Genomic DNA, 22,446 nt, shown 5'->3' on the forward strand with positions numbered 1-22,446 from the left:
CTGGCATGGCAGGTGCGCGTTGCCGGGGCGGCAGACGGGGTTGACCGGCGTCGCGGGCGGGCCGGCGGGGGGACAGACGCGGGTTCGTACTTGGTACCGACGACCTAGGCCTACTGGGGCGGGACGATGCGGTAGCCGTCGGTCGTGGCGATGATGTCGGTGACCGCGCCCTTGGGGCGGCCGCAGCGGCGGTCGCAGCCGGACCAGTGCTGGCGGCCGGCGGCCACGATGTCATCGGCGCCGAGGCCTTCGCGCGTGAATTGTGGTGCGCCGGTGGGGACTACGCGGCCGGTGTCCACGGCGTCGGTGGCGTCGGCGCGGACGTCGGTGAGCGACTTGGCGCAGCCGGGGCGGCCGGCGCAGGCGCTGACCAGCAGCCAGGGGGAGTTGGCGTCGAAGATCAGGCCCATGGGGGCGAGGACCCGGACCACCTGCTCGGCCGTCCATTCGTCGAGATCGGTGAGGACCAGGGTGCGCCACGGGGTGAGGAATACGGGACGCTCGACGGCGGCGATGAACTCGGCGGTGCGGGCGGGCAGCGAGCCGAGGCGCACGCCGGCGCCGAGCGCAACCCGGTCATCGTCCTGATTCAGCCAGCCGATCGGAATGTCCTGGCGCACCGGCAGGTCGAGGAGGTCGCCGGACGCGTCGAGGCCGGGCCGGGCGGCCAGCAGGTGATCGGTCAGTCGGGCGCGGCCGTCCGGGATCTCGTGCAACCGCCACTGGCCGTCGCGCAACTCCAGGAAACCGTGCGCTGCGGTGAGCATGAGATCCACCGCGTCGGCAGGGGATACGCGGATACCGGAGTCCTTGCCTGCCAACAGGAGTGCGTAGGTGTTCTCGTCGAGCGCGTGCACACCGATATCCCCGCCCAGTCCGCTGACATCGCCGCGACCGTCGTCGAGGGTGAACAGCACCCGGCCGGGCAGGCCGGCCAGTCGCGGATGCGCTTGCAAAGCATCGTCGAGCGCCGGCACCAGGGGATGCACATCGGTCCACCCGCCGACCCGCCCGGACAGCGGCGAGGCGACGATGTTCCGCACCCGCTCGTGCGTCGTGCTGGGTAACAGGCCCGCGTCGGTCAGCCGCTCGGTGAGCGCGGCCGCATCCCGCACCTGCCGGAACTGCACATTGCCGCGGGAGGTGAGCTCGATAGTGCCGTCGCTCAGATCGACGGCCGCGGCGGCCAGGGCCTGTACCTGGCCGGGGGAGAGGTGTCCGCCCGGCACCCGGATGCGAGCGAGGGGACCATCGGCCGCCTGGTGCAGGCGCAGCACGCCCGGGCAGGAATCGGGATCGGTTCGCGTCATGACGCCCCCAGCCTACGGAGGATGCCGAGGTCGGGCACCTACGGGGCGGGAACGGGACGGAACGGCTCCCATAAGTATCCGCATCTAGAGATATTGCAATCTGAGCATGTATTACGCGCACGTCCGTCCGTGGCGAACCGAGAGCAAGGATCACGGAAGCGGAGTAGGTCCTTCGGGGAGGGGTGAACGCGGTGCGGAGTAATGAACGCGGTGCGGGGTGCGGGCCCGGGATAGAAAGATTCCGGGGCGTGGCCCCGGAATCGTGGTGGAAGGTCGGGTGGGTCAGCGCATGCGGTGGGGTTCGATGGCCCTGGGAGCGCCGCGGCGGCGGGCGAAGGCGGGGGTGGATTCCCAGGTGTCGTTCAGGAGGCTCGGGACGTTGTGGTGGTCGACGTGGTCGCGATGGACGGTGGTGGTCATGACCGTGATGCCGAACAGGATGGTCGCGGCGCAGACGATGCCGGCGAGCATGGCCCACTCGGTGTGACCGGTGCCGGCGGCCGTGAGGGCCATGGCCAGCGTTGCGAAGGCAACCAATACGCAAAAGTATCCCGACCAGGCAGCAAAGCGGTTCCGCCTGACCCATCCTGGAGTGGTTGGCATACGGGCAGCGTACGCGGCGCCCAGGTGGTCACGAGGGAGCTCGGAGGAGCCTTTGCCGCACTGTGATCCGGGCGCGATACCGGCCCCGGGGAGTCGGCGCGATAGCATCGGCGAGCTCGTCGAACGGAAGAATCCGGTGCAATTCCGGTGCGGTCGCGCCACTGTGACAGTCAGACCTTCCCGGCGGGCGCCGAACCGTGCTGGGCGCGTCACCCTAGGAAGGCCTGAAACCTGTGATCCTGCTGCTGTCCACCTCCGACACCGACCTGCTGAGCGCGCGTGCGAGCGGCGCCGAGTATCGGCTCGCCAATCCCGCGCGCCTGCTGCCGGCGGACCTGCCCGCCCTGCTCGACGGCGCCGAGCTGGTGATCGTGCGCATCCTCGGCGGCAAACGCGCCTGGGAGCCGGGGCTGGAGACGGTGCGCGCCAGCGGGATTCCGTTGGTCGCCCTCGGCGGTGAGATCGCGCCGGACGCCGAGCTCATGGAGTGCTCCACGGTGCCGGGCGGCGTGGCCGCCGACGCCCACAACTACCTGGCGGCGGGCGGCCCGCGAAACCTGCTGCAGCTGCACAACTTCCTGTCCGACACGGTGCTGCTCACCGGGCACGGCTTCGAGCCGCCGGTCGAGATGCCGAGCTGGGGTGCGCTGGAACGGGATCCGCGCCCGGTCGCGGCGGACGCCCCGACGGTGGCGGTGGTCTACTACCGTGCCCAGCATCTGGCCGGGAACACCGGCTACATCGATGCGCTGTGCTCGGCCATCGAGGACAAGGGCGCGCGGGCGCTGCCGGTGTACTGCGCCTCGCTGCGCACCGCGGAACCGGAACTGCTGGCCGAACTGCGCACGGCGGACGCGCTCGTGGTGACGGTGCTGGCGGCCGGTGGCACCAAGCCCGCGACCGCGTCGGCGGGCGGCGACGACGAGGCGTGGGATGTGGGCGCGCTCGCGGATCTGGATGTGCCGATCCTGCAGGGCCTGTGCCTGACCAGCGGTCGCGAGCAGTGGGAGGCCAATGACGACGGCCTGTCCCCGCTGGATGTGGCCACGCAGGTGGCGGTGCCGGAGTTCGACGGGCGGATCATCACGGTGCCGTTCTCGTTCAAGGAGTTCGACGCCGACGGGCTGTCGACGTATGTGCCCGACCCCGAGCGTGCGGCGCGGGTGGCGGGTATCGCGGTGCGGTATGCGCGGCTGCGGCACATTCCGGCGGACCGGAAGAAGGTCGCCCTGGTGCTGTCGGCGTATCCGACCAAGCATGCCCGGATCGGCAATGCGGTCGGCCTGGACACGCCCGCCAGCGCCATCCGGCTGCTCACCGAAATGCGGCTCGCCGGTTACGATCTCGGCGCGGCGGGCGAGATCCCGGGTCTGGAAGAGGACGATGGTGACGCGTTGATCCACGCGCTCATCGCCGCGGGCGGGCAGGATCCGGACTGGCTGAGCGCCGAACAGCTGGAGGGCAACCCGATTCGCATCGGCGCGGATCTGTACACGCGGTGGTTCGAGACGCTGCCGGAGGATCTGCGCGCGGCCGTGATCGAGGCGTGGGGACCGCCGCCGGGCGAGCTCTATGTCGACCGGTCCGCGGACCCGAAGGGCGAGATCGTCATCGCCGCACTGCGTTTCGGCAATATCGTGCTGATCGTGCAGCCGCCGCGCGGGTTCGGGGAGAACCCGGTGGCCATCTATCACGACCCGGATCTGCCGCCGAGCCATCACTACCTGGCCGCCTACCGCTGGCTGGCCGCACCGGAGGGCTTCGCCGCCGACGCCGTGGTGCACCTGGGCAAGCACGGCAATCTGGAGTGGCTGCCGGGCAAGACCCTCGGCATGTCGGCCTCGTGCGGCACCGATGCCGCCCTCGGCGACCTGCCGCTGATCTACCCGTTCCTGGTGAACGACCCGGGCGAGGGCACCCAGGCCAAGCGCCGCGCCCACGCCACCCTGGTCGACCACCTGATCCCGCCCATGGCGCGCGCCGAAACCTACGGCGACATCTCGCGTCTGGAGCAGCTGCTCGACGAGCACGCCAATATCTCCGCGCTCGACCCGGCCAAGCTGCCCGCCATCCGCCAGCAGATCTGGACGCTCATGCGCGCGGCCAAGATGGACCACGATCTGGGGCTGACCGAGCGGCCGGACGAGGAATCCTTCGACGACATGCTGCTGCACGTCGACGGCTGGCTGTGCGAGATCAAGGACGTGCAGATCCGCGACGGCCTGCACATTCTCGGCCAGGCGCCGGCGGGGGAGGCCGAGGTCGACCTGGTGCTGGCCATGCTGCGCGCCCGCCAGCTGTGGGGCGGCGAGGTCAATGTCCCGGGGCTGCGAGAAGCGCTGGGGCTCAGCGAATCCGGGGACGAGGCTCGCGAACGGGTGGACGCGTTCGAGAAGCTGGCGCGCGAACTGGTGCTGACCATGCAGGAGGTCGACTGGGATGTCGACTCCATCGACGCGGTCAGTGAGACCCTGCTGGACGGCGAGCTCGCCGACGCGGCCGGGATCACCGAGGTCCCGGCCCGCCTGACCGACGTGCGCAAGGTGCTGGGGTTCGCGGCGACCGAGGTGGTCCCGCGGCTGCGGCAGACCGGCGTCGAGGTCTCGCGAATCCTGCACGCGCTCAATGGCGGCTTCATTCCGGCCGGGCCGAGCGGTTCGCCGCTGCGCGGCCTGATCAATGTGCTGCCGACCGGCCGCAACTTCTACTCGGTCGACCCCAAGGCGGTGCCATCGCGGCTGGCGTGGGAAACCGGTCAGGCCATGGCGGATTCGCTGCTCGCACGGTACCTGGCCGACCATGGCGAGTACCCGCGCTCGGTGGGCCTGTCGGTATGGGGTACCTCGGCCATGCGCACCTCCGGCGACGATATCGCCGAGGTGTTCGCCCTGCTGGGCGTGCGGCCGGTGTGGGACGAGGCCAGTCGCCGCGTCACCCGCCTCGAGGCCGTCTCGCTCGAAGAACTTGGTCGGCCGCGCATCGACGTGACCGTGCGTATCAGCGGATTCTTCCGTGACGCCTTCCCGCATGTGCTGGCGCTGCTGGACGACGCGGTGCGATTGGTGGCCGAGCTCGACGAGCCCGCCGAATCCAACTATGTCCGCGCCCACGCTCAGACCGACCTGGCCGAGCACGGGGACGAACGCCGGGCCACCACAAGGATTTTCGGATCCAAGCCGGGCACCTACGGTGCGGGCCTGCTGCAGCTCATCGACTCCAAGAGCTGGCGCACCGATGATGATCTGGCGCAGGTGTACACGGCCTGGGGCGGTTTCGCCTACGGCCGCGACCTGGACGGCGCGCCCGCCGCGGACGATATGCGCACCGCGTACCGGCGAATCGCGGTGGCGGCCAAGAACACCGACACCCGCGAGCACGACATCGCCGACTCCGACGACTATTTCCAGTACCACGGCGGCATGGTCGCTGCGGTGCGCGCGCTGACCGGCAAGAATCCCGAGGCCTACATCGGCGACAGCACCCGCCCGGACGCGGTGCGCACCCGCACCCTGTCCGAGGAGACCACCCGGGTGTTCCGGGCGCGCGTGGTGAATCCGCGCTGGCTCGAGGCCATGCGCCGGCACGGGTACAAGGGCGCGTTCGAAATGGCCGCCACCGTCGACTATCTGTTCGGCTACGACGCCACCACAGATGTGGTCGCCGACTGGATGTACGAAAAGCTCGCGGAATCCTATGTTTTCGACGAGACCAATCGGAAGTTCATGGAGCAGTCGAATCCCTGGGCGCTGCACGGTATTGCGGAGCGCTTGCTGGAGGCGGCGGAGCGGAAACTCTGGGAACAGCCCGACAGTGACACCCTGGATCGGCTGCGGCAGATCTATCTGGAGACCGAAGGCGAACTGGAGTAATCGAATTCGACCGGTCTGTTCGATCGGTCGCGGCCTGCCGGGGTGACGCGCAGGACAAGGGCGGACAACCCCGGCACCTCGGTCTTCCCCGCCCTCCAGGCTGAGGGGATCATGAGAATCGTCCCGGTGTCGCGTTCGGGGCGGCGGACTTCATACTCGTCACCAGGCACCGGGTCACCCGGTAGCGTTCCAAAGGCTTTGCCGGGTCCGATAATTCGATGCGGGAATTTCCCCGATTCGCCGCGCTTTCGCGTATGCGTGATCGAGTTGCAGTGTTCCGGCGTATCCCATGAATGCGCCTGCTCGGCCCTGCGATGAATCGGCTCTTCGATCGCAGGGAACCATCATGAGAATTGCCAGAATCGCCACTACCACTGTGCTTTCCGTCGCCGCCCTGTGGAAGCACGCGCGGCCGCCGGACCGGTCGAGCCGGTCCGGCGGCCGCGCGGTGCGCGAATACCGTTACGCCGGAACGATTTCGATGCCGATGGTGCCCGCACTGCCGCGACGCACCTTGCTCAGGGTGATGCCCAGCCAGCCCTGAATGCCGTAGCGGCGCTTGATGAGATCGCGCACTCGCTCGGTGCCGGCCGCGTCGAGCACGGTCGCGCTGCCCTTCACGATCTCGCCGCGGGTCTTGCCGCGCAGATCGCACGCCTGCACGGTGACCTCGGGATTGCGGCGGACGCGCTTGACCTTCCAGCTGTCGGTGACGGTCCAGACGTAGAGGCGGCCATTGTCGAGCGCAGCCCACACCGGCGTGCCGACCGGCGTGCCGTCCTTCTTGTAGGTGACGAGATTGACGTAGTTCGCGGTGCCCACGGGCCCGAACGGGTTGTCCACCTCCGCAGCCTATCCGGAACCGGCGGGCGACGCGGACCACGCGCCGCGTCAGGGGCGGGGATCCCCGCCGGGTCCGTAGCGTGGGTCGTGAACCGGCCGGCGTGGCCGACTCGTTCGGCGCCTATCGTGCGGAGACGGCTTCGCGGGCGGCGTCTCGCGCCGCCGCGAAGTCTGCGACCAGGTCGGCAAACGTCACGGCATGCGTGAGCGGCAGATAGTGGCCCGCGCGCGGCACGATCAGGAGCCGGCCGTTCGCGCAGGCACGCACGAAACGCTGTTCGCCCAGGCGGAAATGGTCGTGACCGCCGTTGATCAGGCGTACCGGGCCCGGGTAGGTCGCCAGCGCGGCAACCGGATCGAAACCGGACACGGCGGCGAGCACATCCGGAATCACCTCGGTGGCGATGCCGCCGCGGGCGATCGCCGCGGCAACCCGGGGTGGCACCGCACGGTCGAAGACCCTCTCGCTGAGGGCCTGTCCGCCGTCGGGCCGGGACGACAGGACGCGATGCATGAGCCGGAACGGGGTCGCCGGCGCGGGCCCCGGGACCAGGGTGGCGCCGGCGAGCACCACGCCCGCCACCTGGTCCGGATGGGCCGCCGCGGCCGCGATGGTGGTGAGGCCGCCCAAGGAATGACCGACGACCAGTGCGGATCCGCCCAGTCGATCGAGACCCGCGCGCACGGCCTCGACCGCGCCCGGCAGCGTGAAGCGCTCACCGCGGCGGGCGCCGTGGCCGGGTAGATCGATCGCCAGGACCGGGCGCTGCCGGGTGAGATGCTCGCCGACCTCCACCCAGCAGGTGCTGCTCAGCCGAATGCCGTGGACCAGCAGGACCGGCGTTCTCATCATGACTACCTCCCGAATCGAAATGCAACGCTGCGTTGCGTTTCCATGAAAGCAGTGCTGGGAACACAACGCAACGTTGTGTTGTATTTTGGGGGAGTGACGACACCGGGACGGCGATCGGCGGGCAGGCCGCGACAGGCCGAGGCGATTTTCGGGGCGACCCTGGACCTGCTGGCGGCCAAGGGCTATGACGGGCTGACCATGGAGGCGGTGGCCGAACGGTCGGGGGTGAACAAGACGACGCTGTACCGGTGGTGGCCGGCCAAGGACGCGCTGCTGGCCGCGGCGCTCATCGACTCCGACGTACTGGCCTTCCCGGTGCCGGACACCGGCAGCCTGCGGGGCGATCTGCTGGCGCTCGCGCAGGCGATCGCGGGGCTGCTGACCGCGGAGGCGACCGCACCCATCGCGATCGCCGTGCTGGCGGCCGCCCCCGCGCGCCCGCACCTGGCGGCGGTCGGGGCGTCGTTCTTCGCCGACCGGCTCGGCCGCGAGCAGCCGGTGTTCCAGCGCGCGATGGCCCGGGGCGAACTGGCCGCGACCTGCGATCCGGCGGCGATCATGGACCTGCTCGCCGGCGCGATCTGGTTCCGGCTGCTGCTGCGCGGCGAGCCCCTGACGCCCGAATACCTCAGCGGCGCAGTCGATCTGGTGATGGAAGGCCTGCCCGCGGCCGGCCGGGCGGGCTAGGCGGGTTTCGCCCCGACCATCCGCAGTGCGAGCGCCGCGTAGTCGGCGCCGATCTCCTCGGGGGAGCGTCGGTAGTCCTTCTGGTACCAGCGCGCGGTGTCCACACACACCGACATCAGCGCCAGCGTGACGGCATTGGTGTCGGAGACGTCGAAGACGCCGTCGGCGAGGCCCTGGCTGACGAGATCGCGGACCAGGCGCTGAATGGCGACCTGGAGGTCGACGACCTCGGAGCGGTGCCCGGGGGTCAGGTCGGTCATGTGGTGCAGGACCACGCGCACCGAGGCGGCGTGCTCGGCATGCCAGACGGTGAGATCGCGCACCACGGCGCTGAGATGGTCGGCGGCGCTGCCGGAACCGGCGGACGCGGCCACCGCGACCTGATGGGTCAGGCGCATGGACGACAGCGAGATGCGGTAGAGCACTTCCTCTTTGGAGCCGAAGTGCACGTACAGGCCCGCGGGGCTCAGCCCGGCGCGGGCGGCGATGTCGCGGGTGGTGGTGGCGTGGAAGCCGCGCTCGGCGAAGGCGTCGATGGCGGCCAGGAAGATCCGGCGCTGGCCCTCGGGGAAGCGGCGCTGGGTGAGCTCCAGGTGCGCCACCGCGGCGGTGTCACGAGAGCCGTCGGCGGCGGTGTCGCGGATTCCGTCCCCGGTGATCGGCGCGATGTCGTCGTTACCCATCGAATGAGTATCTCCCAGAGAGTGTTTCACCCGATCACCGGCCGGGCGCGAGGGACGCCCGGCCGGTGGGGGTGACGTGGTTCCGGTCACATGTAGACTAAGCGGGCGCTTAGATGGGCGGTGTTCTCGCGGCCTCGGGACCGTGACGCCGGGATCCGCCGGGCATCCGCGTAGCCCGGACGTCGATCCCCGTCACGCGGCCGGGCGCGGAAACCCGACGTGCTGTCCGGGTTTCCGCGCCCAGGCCGGACCGGTCACGCCACGCGGGTGAGGACCTGCGGGTCCGCGTCGGTGACGGCGATCGTGTGCTCGGAGTGCGCGGTGCGCGAACCGTCGGCTGAGCGCAGGGTCCAGCCGTCCGGATCGGTGACGATGCGGACGGTGCCGCGCGCGAACCAGGGCTCGATGGCGAGGGTGAGACCGGGGCGCAGCCGGAAGCCGCGCCCGGCGCGGCCGTCGTTGGGTACGTGGGGGTCCTCGTGCATGGTGCGGCCCAGGCCGTGGCCGCCGAATTCGGTGTTGATGGGGTAGCCGCCGTCGCGGGCGACCTGTGCGATGGCCGCGGACAGGTCGCCGATGGTGTTGCCGGGCCGCGCCGCCGCGATGGCCGCGTCGAGAGCCTGCTCGGTGGCGCGGACCAGGCGGGCGTCCTCCGGGTCGGGGGTGCCGACGATGGTGGTGACCGCGGAGTCGGCGACCCAGCCGTCGATGCTCACCGCCAGATCCATGCTCAGCACGTCGCCGTCGCGCAGGGCGTAATCGAACGGAAGTCCGTGCAGCACAGCGTCGTTGACCGAGAGGCAGACGGTGTTGCGGAACGGGCCGCGCCCGAACGAGGGGGAGTAGTCCCAGTAGCAGGAGACCGCGCCGCGCTCGCGGATGCGGTCGCGCACCACGGCCTCGAGTTCCAGCAGATTCACCCCGATCCGTGCCTTCTCCCGCAGTTCGTTCAGCACTCCGGCCACGAACTGCCCGGTCACCCGCATGCGTTCGATCTCGGCCGGGCTCTTGAGCTCCACCATGACAACCTCCTCGTTTCGGTATTTTTATACCGACCATAGCGGGTTGCGGTATTTAAATACCAACCGTAGGGTGGCGGGCATGGTCCGACTGCCCCTCACCCCCGCCCAGCTGGAAGCCGGTCGGCGCCTGGGCGCCGCGCTGCGAGCCGCCCGTGGCGGCCGGGAGCTGCCGGAGGTCGCCGCGAGCGCGGGCATTTCACCGGAGACGCTGCGGAAGATCGAATCGGGCCGGCTGCCCACCCCGGCGTTCGGGACCGTGGTGGCCCTGAGCCGCGCACTGGACATCCCGCTCGACGAGCTCGCCGAGATCTGGCAGCCGGGCCACGCGGACCAGCGCTCGGCATCCTGACACCGGGCCGATTCAGTCGGCGGTCAGTTCCACCGGCACCGCGATGACATCCACCATCGCGCCATTGCGCAGCACCGTCACCGGCAGCGAGCGGCCGATGGCGTCGGCGAACAGCTGCCGCTGAATCCCCTGTGCGTCACGGATTTCGGTGCGCGCGACGCTGAGCATCAGATCCCCGCGCCGCAGTCCGGCGCGCTCGGCCGGGCCGCCGCGCACCACCTCGACGATGCGCAGCCCGGCGTCCTGCCCGGTGCGGGCGGCCACCGCGGTGGGCAGCGGTGCGGGCACCCCGACCACGCCCAGGTAGGCGCGCCGGACCCGGCCCTCGGTGAGCAAGGTGCTGATGATGCGGCGGGTGGTGGCATTGATCGGAATGGCCAGGCCCAGGCCGATGCCGGCGACCGCGGTATTGATCCCCGCCACCCGGCCCGCCGAATCCGCCAGCGCCCCACCGGAATTGCCGGGGTTGAGGGCGGCATCGGTCTGGATCACGTCCTCGATCACGCGGGCGGCGCGGCGATTGCCCACCGGCACCGACCGGCCCAGCGCGCTCACCACGCCCGCCGTCACCGACCCGGCCAGCCCGAGCGGACTGCCGACCGCGACCACCAGCTGGCCCACCACCAGGGTGTCGGCGTCGCCCAGCGTCACCGCGGTCGGTGCGCCGCCGCGGGCGCGCAGCACCGCCAGGTCCGAGAGCGGATCCACGCCCACCACATCGAATCTCGATTCCATCCCGTCGGCGAACACCACGGTTCCCTCGGCCGCCTCGCCCACCACGTGCGCGTTGGTGAGCAGGAAGCCGTCGTCGGTGAAGACCACCGCCGAGCCCCCGCCGCGGCGGGTCTGCACGCTGGCGACGTGCGGTGTCACCGATTTGGCGACCGCGATCACCGTGCGCGAGTAGGCGTCCATCGCCGCGGCGTCGGGGGTTCCGAAGCCGGGCTGCGGGGTCGATGCCGCTGAGTTCGCGTTCTCGTCCATCGACGAGAGGGCAGCTTCGTCGTCCACGACGACCACCATCCCGATTACATGATTACGTTGCCTCGATTCCAGAATGCGCGCGAAACCACCGTCACGCCAACCGGTTCGCCGACAGCGCAACCACGCCCCGTACAGGCCGAGGTCAGCGCCTCACCGGAGGCGGTACTTCAGGTGGGTGACGCGGGTGCCGGCGACGATCTCGGGATCCTCCAACAGCACCGGCGCGTTGGAGAGTTCACCCAGCAGCGGGACGCCGCCGCCGAGCAGCACCGGCACGATATCGACCCAGATCTCGTCCAGCAGGCCCTGTTCCAGGCACTGGCGGGCCACATTGCCGCCGCTGACGCCCACCATCTTCGCGCCGGCGATGCCGCGCGCGACCTCCACGGCCTCCTTCACACCGCCGGTGACGAAGGTGAAGGGCGCATCGGGATGGTCGGCGACCCACTCGTCGGGCACGGTGTGGGTGACCACCACGATGGGCTTGTCCGCCGGGTGCACGCCGCCCCAGCCGTCGGTCAGGGTGAACAGGCGCTTGCCGACGATGTAGACACCGACCCCGTCGAGCCAGGCCCGCAGATACGCGGCATCCTCGGGCGTCAGATTGAACGGGATCTCGGGGTGGGTGCTGGGGATCGGGACATCCCCGCTCTGGTACCAGGCGAACAGGTGCTCGAATCCGGTTTCGCCCGGGCCCGCGATGTATCCGTCGAGGGACATGCTCGCGCCGGTGACTACCTTGCTCATTGCCGTACTCCTTCATGGGGGGGAACGAAGCGGCGGGGATTGCCGTCTCTGCGATGAAGTCGGAGCCGATATCGGCAAATCATCGTTCATGCCCCGAGCAGTTGCCGGGAAACCATGGCGCGGAACCGAACCGGTGCACGCGCCGGCCGCGCGCGACCGATCCGCGCGCGGCCGGGCCACCGCCACGCCGTTCAGTCGTGGCGGGTGGCGTGCCGGGGCAGCAGCACGCACAGCGCCGCGCATCCGAGCATGGCGGCCACGATCCAGGGCGCGGCGGCGTGGAAGCCGTCGGCCGGCCCCGTGGAGGTGTGGTGGAAGAACACCGTGCCGATCATCGCGACACCCAGTGCGCCACCGAACTGCTGTGCGGTGGAAAGGATTCCGGATCCAGCGCTCGCGGTCTCGGCGGGCACCGCGGACAGCACCACGTTCGCCAGCGGCACCACCAGGAACCCGAGGCCGGCACCCGCGAGCAGCAGTCCCGGCACCAGCGGCCAGGCCCCGGTGTGGTGGGCGGCGGCGTGGTCGACGGCGTAACCGACCCAGCCGAAACCACCCGCCATCAGCAGCGCCCCGGCCAGCAGCACCCAGCGGCCGAATTTCACGGCCAGGCCGTCTGCGGCGGGCGCGGTCAGGAATCCGCCCGCGGAGAACGCGACGGTGAGCACACCGGCCTGCATCGGGGTGTAGCCCTGACCCGCCTGCAGCCACAGCGCGAAGATCAGGAAGAAGCCCTGCATGCCGATCGAGAACAACAGCTGCACGAGCAGACCCACCGAGAAGGCCGGACGCCGGAACACCGGCAGCGGCAGCAGCGGCGCGGTCGCACGACGCCGGGACTCGGCCAGCGCCAGCCCCGCCAGCGCCACGACACCCGCGGCCAGGCACAGCCAGCCCCACACCGGCCAGCCATTGGCCTCGCCCTGGACCAGCGGATACACGACGGCCACCAGGCCACCGGCCAGTACCAGCGTGCCGAGCAGATCCGGGCGGGCCGCGCCGCGGTCGCCGGTGCCGGGAATCAGCAGCGCGCCCAGCGCCACGACGGCCACCGCCACCGGGACGTTCACCAGGAAGATGGCCCGCCAGCCCCAGCCGAACAGGTCGGCATCGGTCAGTACACCGCCGAGCAACAGGCCGATGGCCGAGGCGAAACCGGCAATGGCGCCGTACATTCCGAACACCGCGCCGCGCTCCTTGCCCTCGAACAGGGTGCGGAACGAGCCGAGCACCTGCGGCACGATGAGCGCCGCCGCCACACCCTCCAGCGCGCGGGCCCCGATCAGCTGGCCGGGTGACTGCGCCAGCCCACAGGCCAGGCTCGCGAGCCCGAATGCGGTTGTGCCGCACAGAAACAGCAGCTTGCGACCGTACCGGTCGCCGAGGTGACCGGCCACGATGAGGCTGGCCGCGAATCCGAGCAGATACGCCGAGACCAGCCACTGCAACTGATCGCCCGCGGCGTGCAGATCGGTCCCGATCGAGGGCAGTGCGACATTGACGATGGTGACGTCGAGCAGGTCCATGAGCGCGGCCACCATCATGACCACGGCCGCGGCCCACCGTCGTGGATGCGGGATGACCTGCGAGTTCTCGGGTGGTGCGGGGGTTGTGAGGGTCATGTCGGACTCCTGGAAAGTATTTCGTTCGGCCGAACAAAACAATATGACCGACGCTGGAGTCCGTCAAGAGGTTCGTTCGGGCGAACGAAATACTTGGTAGAGTCGTGCCATGACCAGCGTCACCGAGCCGGGGGAGTCCGGCGACAGCACGGACGAGCGCCGCGCGGCGGTGATCGGCGAGCTCGACAATGTCGGCCGCGACTCCAGCACGGTCGCCGTCATGTTCCACAGCGCCATCGCCGCCAAACAGGGCTTGGGGGCGACCGATATGAAGGCCATCGACCTGCTGCAGCGGCACGGCCCGCTGACCGCCAAGGAACTGGGCGAGCGCAGCGGCCTGGCACCCGCCTCGGTGACCGGACTGGTGGACCGGCTCGAACGACGCGGCTACCTGCGCCGCGTCCCGCACCCCACCGACAAGCGCCGGGTCCTGATCGAACTCTGTGAGCAGCCGGTCGACACCGAACTGGTGCCGCTGTTCGAGGACTGGGCCCGCGAAGTCCATTCGCACTACGAGGATTTCAGCACCGAGGAACTCGAAACCGTCATCCGCTTCCTGCGCGGCTCCACCGCCCGCCAGCGCGCACTGGCCGCCCGGCTCGACGCGGAGTAGCACACCGACCGACGGTCTCGGCCCGTGCCTCGCGGTGGCCCGCGATGATCCGCGTGCTCACGCGCAGGCACTCGCCACCGGAGTCGTCATGATCGAGGTCCGAGGCGGCCCGAGGGGGCCCGGCGCGTCACGGATCGCGCCGGGCGGCAATCGGATTCAGGTGTTCGGTGCGCGGCTGCCGGGCCAGGCTAAGTCGCCTGGCTCACCGAGGACATGTGGAAGTCGGGAATCCGCAAGGGCGGCATGGCCGTTCGGGTGAACCAGTCCTTCCACTCGCGCGGCAGGGTGATCTCGGTGCGCCCGGCCTCGCTGACCCGGCGCAGCAGATCCAGCGGGCTCTCGTTGAAGCGGAAGTTGTTGACCGCCGCGGTGACCTCACCGTTCTCGACCAGGTAGACGCCGTCGCGGGTGAGGCCGGTGAGCAGCAGCGTGGCCGGATCGACCTCGCGGATGTACCACAGGCAGGTCAGCAGCAGCCCGCGTTCGGTGCGCGCGATCATGTCCGGCAGGCTGGCCTCGCCGCCGCCGGTCATGAGCAGGTTCTCACCCGGCACCGTGACGGGCGCGTCGAATTCGGCGGCCGTGGCGCGCGGGTAGACCAGTGACTCGATCACGCCCTCGCGGACCCAGTCGGTGCGCTGCGCGGTCAGGCCGTTGTCGAACACCGACAGCGACTCCGACGACGACGGTGTCGCCACGAACGGCCGGTACTCGAGTCCCGCCGCGCTCGGATCCGAGTACAGGGTGAGCGGAATCCCGGTCAGCCGCTCCCCGATGCGGGTGCCGCCCACGCGCGAGAACGCGGTGTGGCCCTCGTGCGCGCCGCGGCCCTCCATGGTCCAGGCCATGTAGATCATCAGATCGGCGACGGCCGAGGGCGGCAGCAGCGTCTCGTAGCGGCCCGCGGGCAGGTCGGCGCGGCGCTTGCTCCAGTCCAGGCGGCGCGCCAGTTCGGCCAGCAGGCCGGGGGTGTCGACATCGGCGAAATCGGTGGTGCCGGTGCCGACCCAGGCGCTGGCCAGCTCGGCGCCCGTGCCCCGCTTGCCATTGATCTCCACCGAGCCGGTCGGCTGCACCCAGCGCCGGCGCAGACCGGTGGAGGTGCCCAGCCAGGTGGAGTGCATCTGGTGGTGGGCGAAACCGTAGAGGCGGTCGGCGCCGTCGAAGCCGGTAGCGAGATCGGTTGCCAGCGTGGTGAAGACGCCGATGTCGGTGGTGGCCGGGTCGCCGTCCCAGTCGAGCAGCTTGTCGAGGGTGTCGGCGTCGACGGCGTCCGGGTGCAGCAGCGGCATGGCGTCGCGCGCGGGTTCGGCGGTGCGGGCGGCGGTTTCGCTGGCGCGCACCACGGCTTCGATGTCGGCGGGATCCACGCTGGTGGAGCTGACGCTGCCGACGCGGGCGGTGTCCGGGCCGTCCCGGAACACCGAGACGACCGCCCAGTCCCGCGAGACCGAGGAACCATTGGTGGTCATGGAATTTCCGGCCCAGCGCAGCGACGCCTCGTGGGCGTCGGTGACGATCACCATGGCCTCGTCCGCGCGGGAGGCCCGCAGCGCGCGGTCGACGACCTCGGGGGCGGGGAGCACACTCACCGTGTCGGTCCTTTCCTACTGTCCGGCTTCGGCGCGGGTATTGAGAATATTGATGCCGCGCACCAGGACCGAGGGGCAGCCGTGCGAGACCGCCGCCACCTGACCGGGTTGCGCCTTACCGCAGTTGAACGCCCCGCCCAGCATCCAGGTCGAGGGCCCGCCGACCGCCTCCATCGAACCCCAGAAGTCGGTGGTGGTGGCCTGGTAGGCGACATCGCGCAGCTGCCCGGCCAGTTCGCCGTTGCGGATGCGGAAGAAGCGCTGACCGGTGAACTGGAAGTTGTAGCGCTGCATATCGATCGACCACGACTTGTCGCCGACGATGTAGATGCCGTTCTCCACGCGGGAGATGAGTTCGGCGGTGCTGGTGTCGCGGTCGGGATCGGGTTGCAGCGACACATTGGCCATGCGCTGGATCGGCACGTGGTGTGCGGAATCGGCGTAGGAGCAGCCGTTGGAGCGCTCGAGACCCAGGCGGGGCGCGAACACGCGATCGAGCTGGTAGCCGACGAGCACGCCGTCGCGCACCAGGTCCCAGCGCTGCCCGGCCACGCCCTCGTCGTCCCAGCCGACCGTGGCCAGGCCGTGCTGCTGGGTGCGGTCGCCGGTCACGTGCATGATCGGGGTGCCGTACCGCAGGGTGCCCAGCAGGTCGGGGGTGGCGAAAGAGGTGCCCGCGTAGGCGGATTCGTAGCCGATGGCGCGGTCGTACTCGGTGGCGTGGCCGATGGACTCGTGGATGGTCAGCCAGAGGTTGGTCGGGTCGATGACCAGGTCGGCAGGCCCGGCCTGCACGGTCGGGGCCTTCACCTTCTCGGCCAGCCACTCCGGCATCCGCGCGAGTTCGCCCGCCCAGTCCCAGGTACCGTCCGCGCCGGTCACGTACTCCCAGCCGCGCCCGGCCGGGGCGGCGAGGGTCCGCATGGTCTCGAACACCCCCGCCGACGGGTCGACGGTGATGGCCTCGAACTGCGGGTGCAGCCGGACCCGCTGCTGGGTGATGCGCGAGCCGAAGCTGTCGGCGTAGAAGGTCTGCTCCTTGACCTGCAGTACCGATGCCGTCACGTGATCCACGCCGTCGGCGGCCTGCAGCCGGCCCGAATAGTCCAGCAGCAGCGCCACTTTCTCCGGCGTCGGCACCTCGAAGGGGTCCACCTCGTAGGCGGAGACGTACTCCGCGCCGTCGTAGCGCGGCTCCGGGGCCAGCTCGACGCGCTCGCGATTGAGTGCGCGCAGGGTCTGCGCGACGGTGACCGCGCGGCGCGCCACCTCGGCGGCGGTGCCGGTGGTGAGGTCGGCATGCGAGGCGAAACCCCAGGTGCCGTCGACGATCACGCGCACCGCGAACCCGAGATCGGTGCTGTCGGACACCGATTCGACGCGTCCGTCGCGCAATCGGATGGACTGCTGCACGAGTCGATGCACGCGCAGGTCGGCGTACTCGGCCCCGGCCGCGCGGGCCGCGCCGAGCGCGGCGTCGGCCAGCGCGGACAGCGGCAGCGCGCGGAACTGCTCGTCCACGACCTTGGTAGCGATGCTCACCCGCACCACGCTAGAGGCCGACACGCCGGGCGTACAAGAAACGACTCACCTCGAACCGAATTCACTCCGCGCAAAAGTGCATACGCTGCAACGATGCACGAAGTGTGAAGCAGCACAGCCTGAAACGGCGCGCACGACAGCTGAACATGCCACGTTTTGCTGACCGGATGCCGTACTGTCTGCCCGCGTGCCGCCATCCGCACTCCGCGATCGCAAACGGGAACGCACCCGCCGAGCCCTGCTCGAAGCCGCCGTCGAACAGTTCGAGAGCCGAGGTTATGAGGCGACCACCGTCGCCGATATCGCGGCCGCCGCCGAAGTCGGCACCCGGACGTTCTTCAACTACTTCGCCAGCAAAGAGGAACTGCTGTTCCCCGAGCCGGACGAACGTGTGCAGGCCGCCGTGCGCGCCATCGCCACCCGCCGTGCCGGGGAACGCCCCGTCGAGGTATTGCTGCGCGCCCTGCGCGCCGCCGGGGACAATCCCGGCGACCACCTCGGCGACACCCTCGCCGCCCGCATCGCCGTGCTGCGCGCGCAGGTTTCGCGCACCGTGCCCGCCGTCTCGGGTCGCGCCGCCTACGCCCAGCTCGCCTCCCAGCAGGAGATCGCGCGCCAGCTGCGCGGCGCCTTCCCCGACGAACTCGACGACGTCGGCGCGGCCGCGCTGGTCGGCGCGGTGGTCGGGGCCGTCTCGGGCGCGCTCACCGTGCTGTTCCAGCGGCCCGGCCTCGAGGACGGCGAAGCGCTGCAACGCAAGATCCAGGAGACCACCTCGAAGGTGCTGGCGCCGTGGCTGAGCCAGCCCGAGACCGCCGCGCCGCACGAATTGCCCGGGGAGCAGACCGCATTGCTGTCCGACGGGCCACTACGCCAGGAGCCCGACGCCTTCCGGGCGATGCCCACCGTGCACCGGCTCGGCCCGGAGTCCTTGCAGCGCTCCGCCTTCGACGGCGGCAGCCCGCGCTCGCTGCCGGGCGGCCACCGGCCCGCCGAGGACGCCCGCGTCTGACGGTCGCGGGTCCGGGGTCAGCCGCCGAACTGCTGCCAGCCCAGGCGGATCACCATCGCCACGACCACCACCAGCAGGACGGCGCGGACGAAGCCCGCGCCCTTCGCCAGCGCCATGCGCGAACCGACCACGGACCCGGCCACATTCGCCACCGCCATGGACAGGCCCAGCGCCCACAGCACGTGGCCGGTGCTCGCCAGGAACAGCAGCGAGCCCAGGTTGGAGCCGCAGTTGATGACCTTCGCCATGGCGGCGCCGCGCACGAACTCGGTGCCGAGCAGGGTGGCGAAGGTGATGATCAGGAAGGTCCCGGTGCCGGGGCCGAGAATGCCGTCGTAGAGCCCGATCAGGCCCGCGGCCAGGGCGACCACCAGGATCGTCTTGCGGCGGGTCGGCGGATGGGTGGCCATGGTGACGCCGACCGAGGGCCGCAGGGTCACGAAGATCGCCACACCCACCAGCACGACCATCACGATCGGGACGAAGTACTTCTTGTCGATCAGCGCCACCGCCGCGGAACCGCAGGCGGCCGCGATCGCGGCGATGACCGCGCCCGGAATCAGCACCTTCCAGCGCATCGGCACCCGGCGGGCGAAAGTGAGCACCGCGGCGCTGGTGCCGGAGAACGCTGCGATCTTGTTGGTGCCCAGGGCCGTCTGCGGCGCCAGGCCGGGCAGCACCACGAACAGGGTGGGCAGCACGATCAGGCCTCCGCCGCCCACCACCGCATCGACCCATCCGGCCGCCGTCGCCGCGGTCAGCAAGACCGCCCAGTCCGCAAAACTCACAGGGCGACCCAACCAGAAACCCCGGAGCAAGATCAAACGGTTGAGTACCCAGGACACGCCGACCCGAGGCCGCCCGCGGGCACGACCGTAGGGTGGACGGGTGCGCCGGTTCAGTTTGTGGCTGCGCGGCAAGCCGCTGATCACCGATTCCGTGGTGGCGCTGCTGCTGCTCACCATCGATGTGCTCGCCCTGAGCAACAGTCAGTACAAGCCGACCTACCTGGTCTTCAGCGTGCTGCTGCCGCTGCCGATCGTGTTCCGCCGCACCCACACCCGCGCCGCGGCGCTCGCGGTGGTGCTGCTGTCCATCGCGGCCTCACTGGTGCACGGGGCGGTCGGCGACACCTCCGTGCATCCGGCGCTGCTCGGGCTTGGCATCATGCTCTACACCCTGGTCGCGTATGTCGGCCGCCGCCAAGGTCTGCTCTACCTGGGCATCCTGCTGCTCGACAGCCTCATCTCGGCGGCCGCCATCGGCAAACCGTCGGGCACCGACATCGCCTTCACCGCCCTCTATTACGCGCTGTGCTGGACGCTGGCCGAATTCGTCGGCGCCCGCCACGCCTACGACGCCGAGGTCGCCGCCCGCCTCGCCGTCGCCGACTACGACCGCGAACGCCGCGCCCACGACGCCGTCGCCGCCGAACGCACCCGCATCGCCCGCGAACTGCACGACGTGGTCGCGCACGCGGTCAGCGTCATCATCGTGCAGGCCGACGGCGCCCGCTACGCCCTGCGCCACGACCCGGACACCGCCGAACAGGCACTCACCACCATCGCCGGTACCGGCCGCGACGCCCTGCGCGAACTGCGCCGCACCGTCGAACTGCTGCGCACCGAGCATGCGCCCGAACAACTTCCGCAGCACGGCACCGCCGGCATCGCCAAGGTCGTCGACATGATGCGCAGCGCGGGCCTGGACGTCTCCCTCGAACTCAGCGGCGAACTCGACACCGTCACCCCCGAGGTCAGCCTCGGCATCCACCGCATCGTCCAGGAATCGCTCACCAACACCCTCCGCCATGCCGGCCCCGACCCGCACGCCGATGTCCGCGTCACCCGCCGCGCCGCCGACGTCCTGCTCGACATCACCGACTCCGGTGGTGCCCCCGTCGAGCCCGCGACCACCACCCCCGGCGGCTGCGGATCCCCCAGCGCCCCAACCACACTCACCGTTCTCCCGCCCCCGGCCCGCATCCCCGGCAGCGGCCTCGGCCTGGTCGGCATGCGCGAACGCATCGCCGTCCTCGGCGGCACCCTCACCGCGGGCCGAAATCCCCACGGCGGCTGGACCGTCCGCGCCACCATCCCCCTGGACCGCGACGCCCCCGACTGACCGCCTCCCACCTGCGACGACCGGAGCGTCCCGCGATCGGCCCCGGCCCGCGCACACCACCGCACCGGGCGGCCGGATAGGTTGTGGGGGTGCCGATCACCGTTCTCGTTGTCGATGACCAGGAGCTCATGCGGGCCGGACTGCGGATGGTGCTCGGTGCACACCCGGACCTCGAGGTGGTGGGAGAAGCGGACAACGGGGCCACCGCCATCGCGCGGGCGGGGGAGCTGCGGCCCGATGTGGTGCTGATGGATGTGCGGATGCCGGTGACCGACGGGGTGACCGCGACGGCGCGGATCATCGAGTCCGGGTGCGGGAGCCGGGTTCTGGTGATGACCACCTTCGATCTCGACGAGCACGCGCTGGGTGCGCTGCGCGCCGGGGCCAGCGGATTCCTGCTCAAGGACACGCCTCCGGAGGATCTGATCTCCGCGATTCGCAGTGTCGCCGCAGGGGATGCCGTGGTCTCGCCCAAGGTGACCAAGCGGCTGCTGGACCGTCTCATCGCCGAGGACCCGGCCGCCGGGCGCGATCCCCGCGTCCTCGACGTGCTCACCGCCCGCGAACGCGAGGTCCTCGAACACATCGCCGCCGGGCGCTCCAACGCCGAGATCGCCGGCGCGCTGTTCCTGTCCGAGGCCACGGTGAAGACCCACGTCGGCCGGGTGCTCACCAAACTCGGCCTGCGCGACCGGGTTCAGGCCGTGGTGCTGGCCTACGAGACCGGGCTGGTGCGGCCGGGCAGCGCCTAGCGGGTGTGACCGGCGACGCATCCGGGAGAAAAACCGCGCCGTCGCGCGTTGCACGGGTAGATCGATCGAAAGGATCGCCCGATGCCTGCCCTGTTGTTCCTCGCCTGGTTCGTCGCCGAGATCGCCACCCTCGTCGTGGTCGGCCACTTCATCGGCGTGTTCCCGACCATCCTGCTGCTGCTGGCGGGCTCGGCCGTGGGTCTGGTGCTGGTGCGCTCGCAGGGCCGGCGCGTGTTCCAGAGCTTCCGCCGCGCGGCCCGCGGTGAACTCGAACCCAGCACCGCCGTCGCCGACGGCGCCCTGGTCGCGGTCGGCGCGGTCCTGATGTTCGTGCCGGGCCTGCTCACCACCGCGCTGGGTCTGCTGGCCCTGTTGCCCGTGACCCGTTTCCTGTTCCGCCCGGTCGTGGCCGCCTTCGCCGCCCGCCGCCTGAGCCGCGTCGCCACCGCGGTCGGCCCCTACGGCTACCGCAATGTCGTCATCGACCCCGACGGCGAGGTCATCGACGCCACCGTCGTGACCGAGTACTACGACGACGGCCAGGGCAACGGGTACAAGATGATCGACCCCCGCTGACCCACAGCGCTGTCCCTCACCCCGGTGCGTCCCGGCGCTCGGCGACCAGCCGCAGCGTGCGGTCACTCCAGTCCGGCTGTTCGCGATCTCCGGCAGTTCGTCGCCGAACGGCTAGAGATCGAACCGAGCTCGCAGCGCCATTCGCACATTCTCGAGGGTCGCAGAGTCGAGCATCCCGATCTTTTCGATGAACAAGGACGCGCTGAACGTGCCGAGCCGGAAAACAGCTACCGCCTGATCGGTGCCCGCGATCGGAACGGTCAGAAGCGCACGGGGATTGGGAGCCTCGCGCGTGGGTATCACCATCGCCACCGCGATGAGGCCGCCCCGGACGACATGTGGCACCGAGTCGAGGACGACGACCGTATGCACGATGTCGCGGACGCCCCTCAATTTCCAGATCTCACCCTGGATGCCGGGGACGTCACTCATTGGCGGCCCACGCCTCGAGTGCCGCCGCTTCGGACGCCTCGGCGAAGGCGTCGGCCCCGGTATCGGGTGTGAGCGCCGCCAGTTCCTCGGCCACGAGCATGCGGCGAGCGGCGCGATAGAGGAAATCGGATACGTTCGGCTGCTTCTTGATCAGCTCGGTTACGCGATCATCGGGAAGCGACACGGAGATCTTCATGCGACCACGGTAGCACTAGAGTATTACCAGAGTGG

The 22,446-nt window shown here is 70.3% G+C and carries 22 protein-coding genes; 8 read left to right on the forward strand and 14 right to left on the reverse strand.

Annotation, left to right across the window (positions count from 1 at the left end):
• Positions 1-110: 110 nt before the first annotated feature.
• Positions 111-1,310, reverse strand: coding sequence for a precorrin-3B synthase (gene cobG / locus AB0L60_RS09755; RefSeq protein ID WP_364610059.1), 1,200 nt, complete (start codon positions 1,308-1,310; stop codon positions 111-113).
• A 282-nt stretch (positions 1,311-1,592) separates the two neighbouring features.
• Complete coding sequence (locus AB0L60_RS09760; RefSeq protein WP_364610062.1) at positions 1,593-1,847, reverse strand: hypothetical protein; 255 nt, start codon at positions 1,845-1,847, stop codon at positions 1,593-1,595.
• A gap of 299 nt (positions 1,848-2,146) precedes the next feature.
• Between AB0L60_RS09760 and cobN the strand changes: the two genes are divergently transcribed.
• A complete protein-coding gene (cobN, locus tag AB0L60_RS09765; RefSeq protein WP_364610065.1) occupies positions 2,147-5,782 on the forward strand; it encodes a cobaltochelatase subunit CobN in 3,636 nt (1,211 codons plus the stop codon).
• A gap of 462 nt (positions 5,783-6,244) precedes the next feature.
• On the opposite strand, the gene AB0L60_RS09770 is transcribed toward cobN, so the two are convergent.
• Together AB0L60_RS09770 and AB0L60_RS09775 are read right to left on the reverse strand one after the other, a co-directional pair.
• Positions 6,245-6,625, reverse strand: coding sequence for a PPOX class F420-dependent oxidoreductase (locus AB0L60_RS09770; protein ID WP_354832266.1), 381 nt, complete (start codon positions 6,623-6,625; stop codon positions 6,245-6,247).
• Positions 6,626-6,746: 121 nt separating this feature from the next.
• Positions 6,747-7,475 (reverse strand): alpha/beta hydrolase, encoded by a 729-nt coding sequence (locus tag AB0L60_RS09775; RefSeq protein ID WP_364610068.1) that lies wholly within the window; start codon positions 7,473-7,475, stop codon positions 6,747-6,749.
• A 96-nt stretch (positions 7,476-7,571) separates the two neighbouring features.
• Here AB0L60_RS09775 and AB0L60_RS09780 point away from each other — a divergent pair, with 96 nt between their 5' ends.
• A complete protein-coding gene (locus tag AB0L60_RS09780) occupies positions 7,572-8,165 on the forward strand; it encodes a TetR/AcrR family transcriptional regulator (RefSeq protein WP_364610071.1) in 594 nt (197 codons plus the stop codon).
• Here the strand turns inward: AB0L60_RS09780 and AB0L60_RS09785 are convergent.
• Both AB0L60_RS09785 and map read right to left on the reverse strand, forming a co-directional pair.
• Positions 8,162-8,848, reverse strand: coding sequence for a TetR/AcrR family transcriptional regulator (locus tag AB0L60_RS09785; protein ID WP_364610074.1), 687 nt, complete (start codon positions 8,846-8,848; stop codon positions 8,162-8,164). The two genes, AB0L60_RS09780 and AB0L60_RS09785, sit on opposite strands and share 4 nt — an antisense overlap.
• 254 nt (positions 8,849-9,102) lie before the next feature.
• A complete protein-coding gene (gene map, locus AB0L60_RS09790) occupies positions 9,103-9,870 on the reverse strand; it encodes a type I methionyl aminopeptidase (RefSeq protein WP_364610077.1) in 768 nt (255 codons plus the stop codon).
• A 79-nt stretch (positions 9,871-9,949) separates the two neighbouring features.
• Here map and AB0L60_RS09795 point away from each other — a divergent pair, with 79 nt between their 5' ends.
• Positions 9,950-10,219, forward strand: a complete 270-nt coding sequence (locus AB0L60_RS09795; protein ID WP_364610080.1) for a helix-turn-helix transcriptional regulator — start codon at positions 9,950-9,952, stop codon at positions 10,217-10,219.
• Positions 10,220-10,231: 12 nt separating this feature from the next.
• On the opposite strand, the gene AB0L60_RS09800 is transcribed toward AB0L60_RS09795, so the two are convergent.
• The 3 genes from AB0L60_RS09800 to AB0L60_RS09810 all read right to left on the reverse strand — a co-directional run bounded on the left by AB0L60_RS09800 (position 10,232) and on the right by AB0L60_RS09810 (position 13,572).
• On the reverse strand, positions 10,232-11,134 hold the full coding sequence (locus tag AB0L60_RS09800; RefSeq protein WP_364610855.1) for a trypsin-like peptidase domain-containing protein: 903 nt from the start codon (positions 11,132-11,134) through the stop codon (positions 10,232-10,234).
• A gap of 219 nt (positions 11,135-11,353) precedes the next feature.
• Positions 11,354-11,950: a dihydrofolate reductase family protein gene (locus AB0L60_RS09805; protein ID WP_354832277.1), complete on the reverse strand. Its 597-nt coding sequence runs from the start codon at positions 11,948-11,950 to the stop codon at positions 11,354-11,356.
• Between the two features lie 191 nt (positions 11,951-12,141).
• A complete protein-coding gene (locus AB0L60_RS09810) occupies positions 12,142-13,572 on the reverse strand; it encodes an MFS transporter (protein WP_364610084.1) in 1,431 nt (476 codons plus the stop codon).
• A 109-nt stretch (positions 13,573-13,681) separates the two neighbouring features.
• Between AB0L60_RS09810 and AB0L60_RS09815 the strand changes: the two genes are divergently transcribed.
• Positions 13,682-14,185 carry a MarR family transcriptional regulator gene (locus AB0L60_RS09815; protein WP_364610087.1) on the forward strand — a complete coding sequence of 168 codons (504 nt, stop codon included), beginning with the start codon at positions 13,682-13,684 and terminating at the stop codon, positions 14,183-14,185.
• 188 nt (positions 14,186-14,373) lie between these two features.
• Here AB0L60_RS09815 and AB0L60_RS09820 read toward each other — a convergent pair whose 3' ends face one another.
• Together AB0L60_RS09820 and AB0L60_RS09825 are read right to left on the reverse strand one after the other, a co-directional pair.
• Positions 14,374-15,771 carry a TldD/PmbA family protein gene (locus AB0L60_RS09820; protein ID WP_364610859.1) on the reverse strand — a complete coding sequence of 466 codons (1,398 nt, stop codon included), beginning with the start codon at positions 15,769-15,771 and terminating at the stop codon, positions 14,374-14,376.
• Positions 15,772-15,792: 21 nt separating this feature from the next.
• On the reverse strand, positions 15,793-17,328 hold the full coding sequence (locus tag AB0L60_RS09825; RefSeq protein WP_364610862.1) for a TldD/PmbA family protein: 1,536 nt from the start codon (positions 17,326-17,328) through the stop codon (positions 15,793-15,795).
• A gap of 178 nt (positions 17,329-17,506) precedes the next feature.
• Between AB0L60_RS09825 and AB0L60_RS09830 the strand changes: the two genes are divergently transcribed.
• A complete protein-coding gene (locus AB0L60_RS09830) occupies positions 17,507-18,331 on the forward strand; it encodes a helix-turn-helix domain-containing protein (protein WP_364610090.1) in 825 nt (274 codons plus the stop codon).
• A gap of 17 nt (positions 18,332-18,348) precedes the next feature.
• On the opposite strand, the gene AB0L60_RS09835 is transcribed toward AB0L60_RS09830, so the two are convergent.
• Positions 18,349-19,119, reverse strand: coding sequence for a TSUP family transporter (locus AB0L60_RS09835; RefSeq protein ID WP_364610093.1), 771 nt, complete (start codon positions 19,117-19,119; stop codon positions 18,349-18,351).
• A 100-nt stretch (positions 19,120-19,219) separates the two neighbouring features.
• Here AB0L60_RS09835 and AB0L60_RS09840 point away from each other — a divergent pair, with 100 nt between their 5' ends.
• The 3 genes from AB0L60_RS09840 (at position 19,220) to AB0L60_RS09850 (ending at position 21,783) form a co-directional block, all read left to right on the forward strand.
• Positions 19,220-20,455: a histidine kinase gene (locus tag AB0L60_RS09840; protein ID WP_364610096.1), complete on the forward strand. Its 1,236-nt coding sequence runs from the start codon at positions 19,220-19,222 to the stop codon at positions 20,453-20,455.
• 89 nt (positions 20,456-20,544) lie between these two features.
• Positions 20,545-21,207, forward strand: a complete 663-nt coding sequence (locus AB0L60_RS09845; protein WP_354832289.1) for a response regulator transcription factor — start codon at positions 20,545-20,547, stop codon at positions 21,205-21,207.
• Positions 21,208-21,288: 81 nt separating this feature from the next.
• Positions 21,289-21,783, forward strand: coding sequence for an FxsA family protein (locus tag AB0L60_RS09850; protein WP_364610100.1), 495 nt, complete (start codon positions 21,289-21,291; stop codon positions 21,781-21,783).
• Positions 21,784-21,894: 111 nt separating this feature from the next.
• Here the strand turns inward: AB0L60_RS09850 and AB0L60_RS09855 are convergent, their stop codons facing one another.
• Positions 21,895-22,215 (reverse strand): hypothetical protein, encoded by a 321-nt coding sequence (locus tag AB0L60_RS09855; RefSeq protein WP_364610103.1) that lies wholly within the window; start codon positions 22,213-22,215, stop codon positions 21,895-21,897.
• Positions 22,208-22,411 carry a hypothetical protein gene (locus AB0L60_RS09860; protein ID WP_364610106.1) on the reverse strand — a complete coding sequence of 68 codons (204 nt, stop codon included), beginning with the start codon at positions 22,409-22,411 and terminating at the stop codon, positions 22,208-22,210. Before AB0L60_RS09860 ends, AB0L60_RS09855 begins: the two co-directional genes overlap by 8 nt.
• Between the last annotated feature and the right edge of the window lie 35 nt (positions 22,412-22,446).

Source organism: Nocardia sp. NPDC051981 (assembly GCF_040680715.1).
Lineage (GTDB): Bacteria > Actinomycetota > Actinomycetes > Mycobacteriales > Mycobacteriaceae > Nocardia.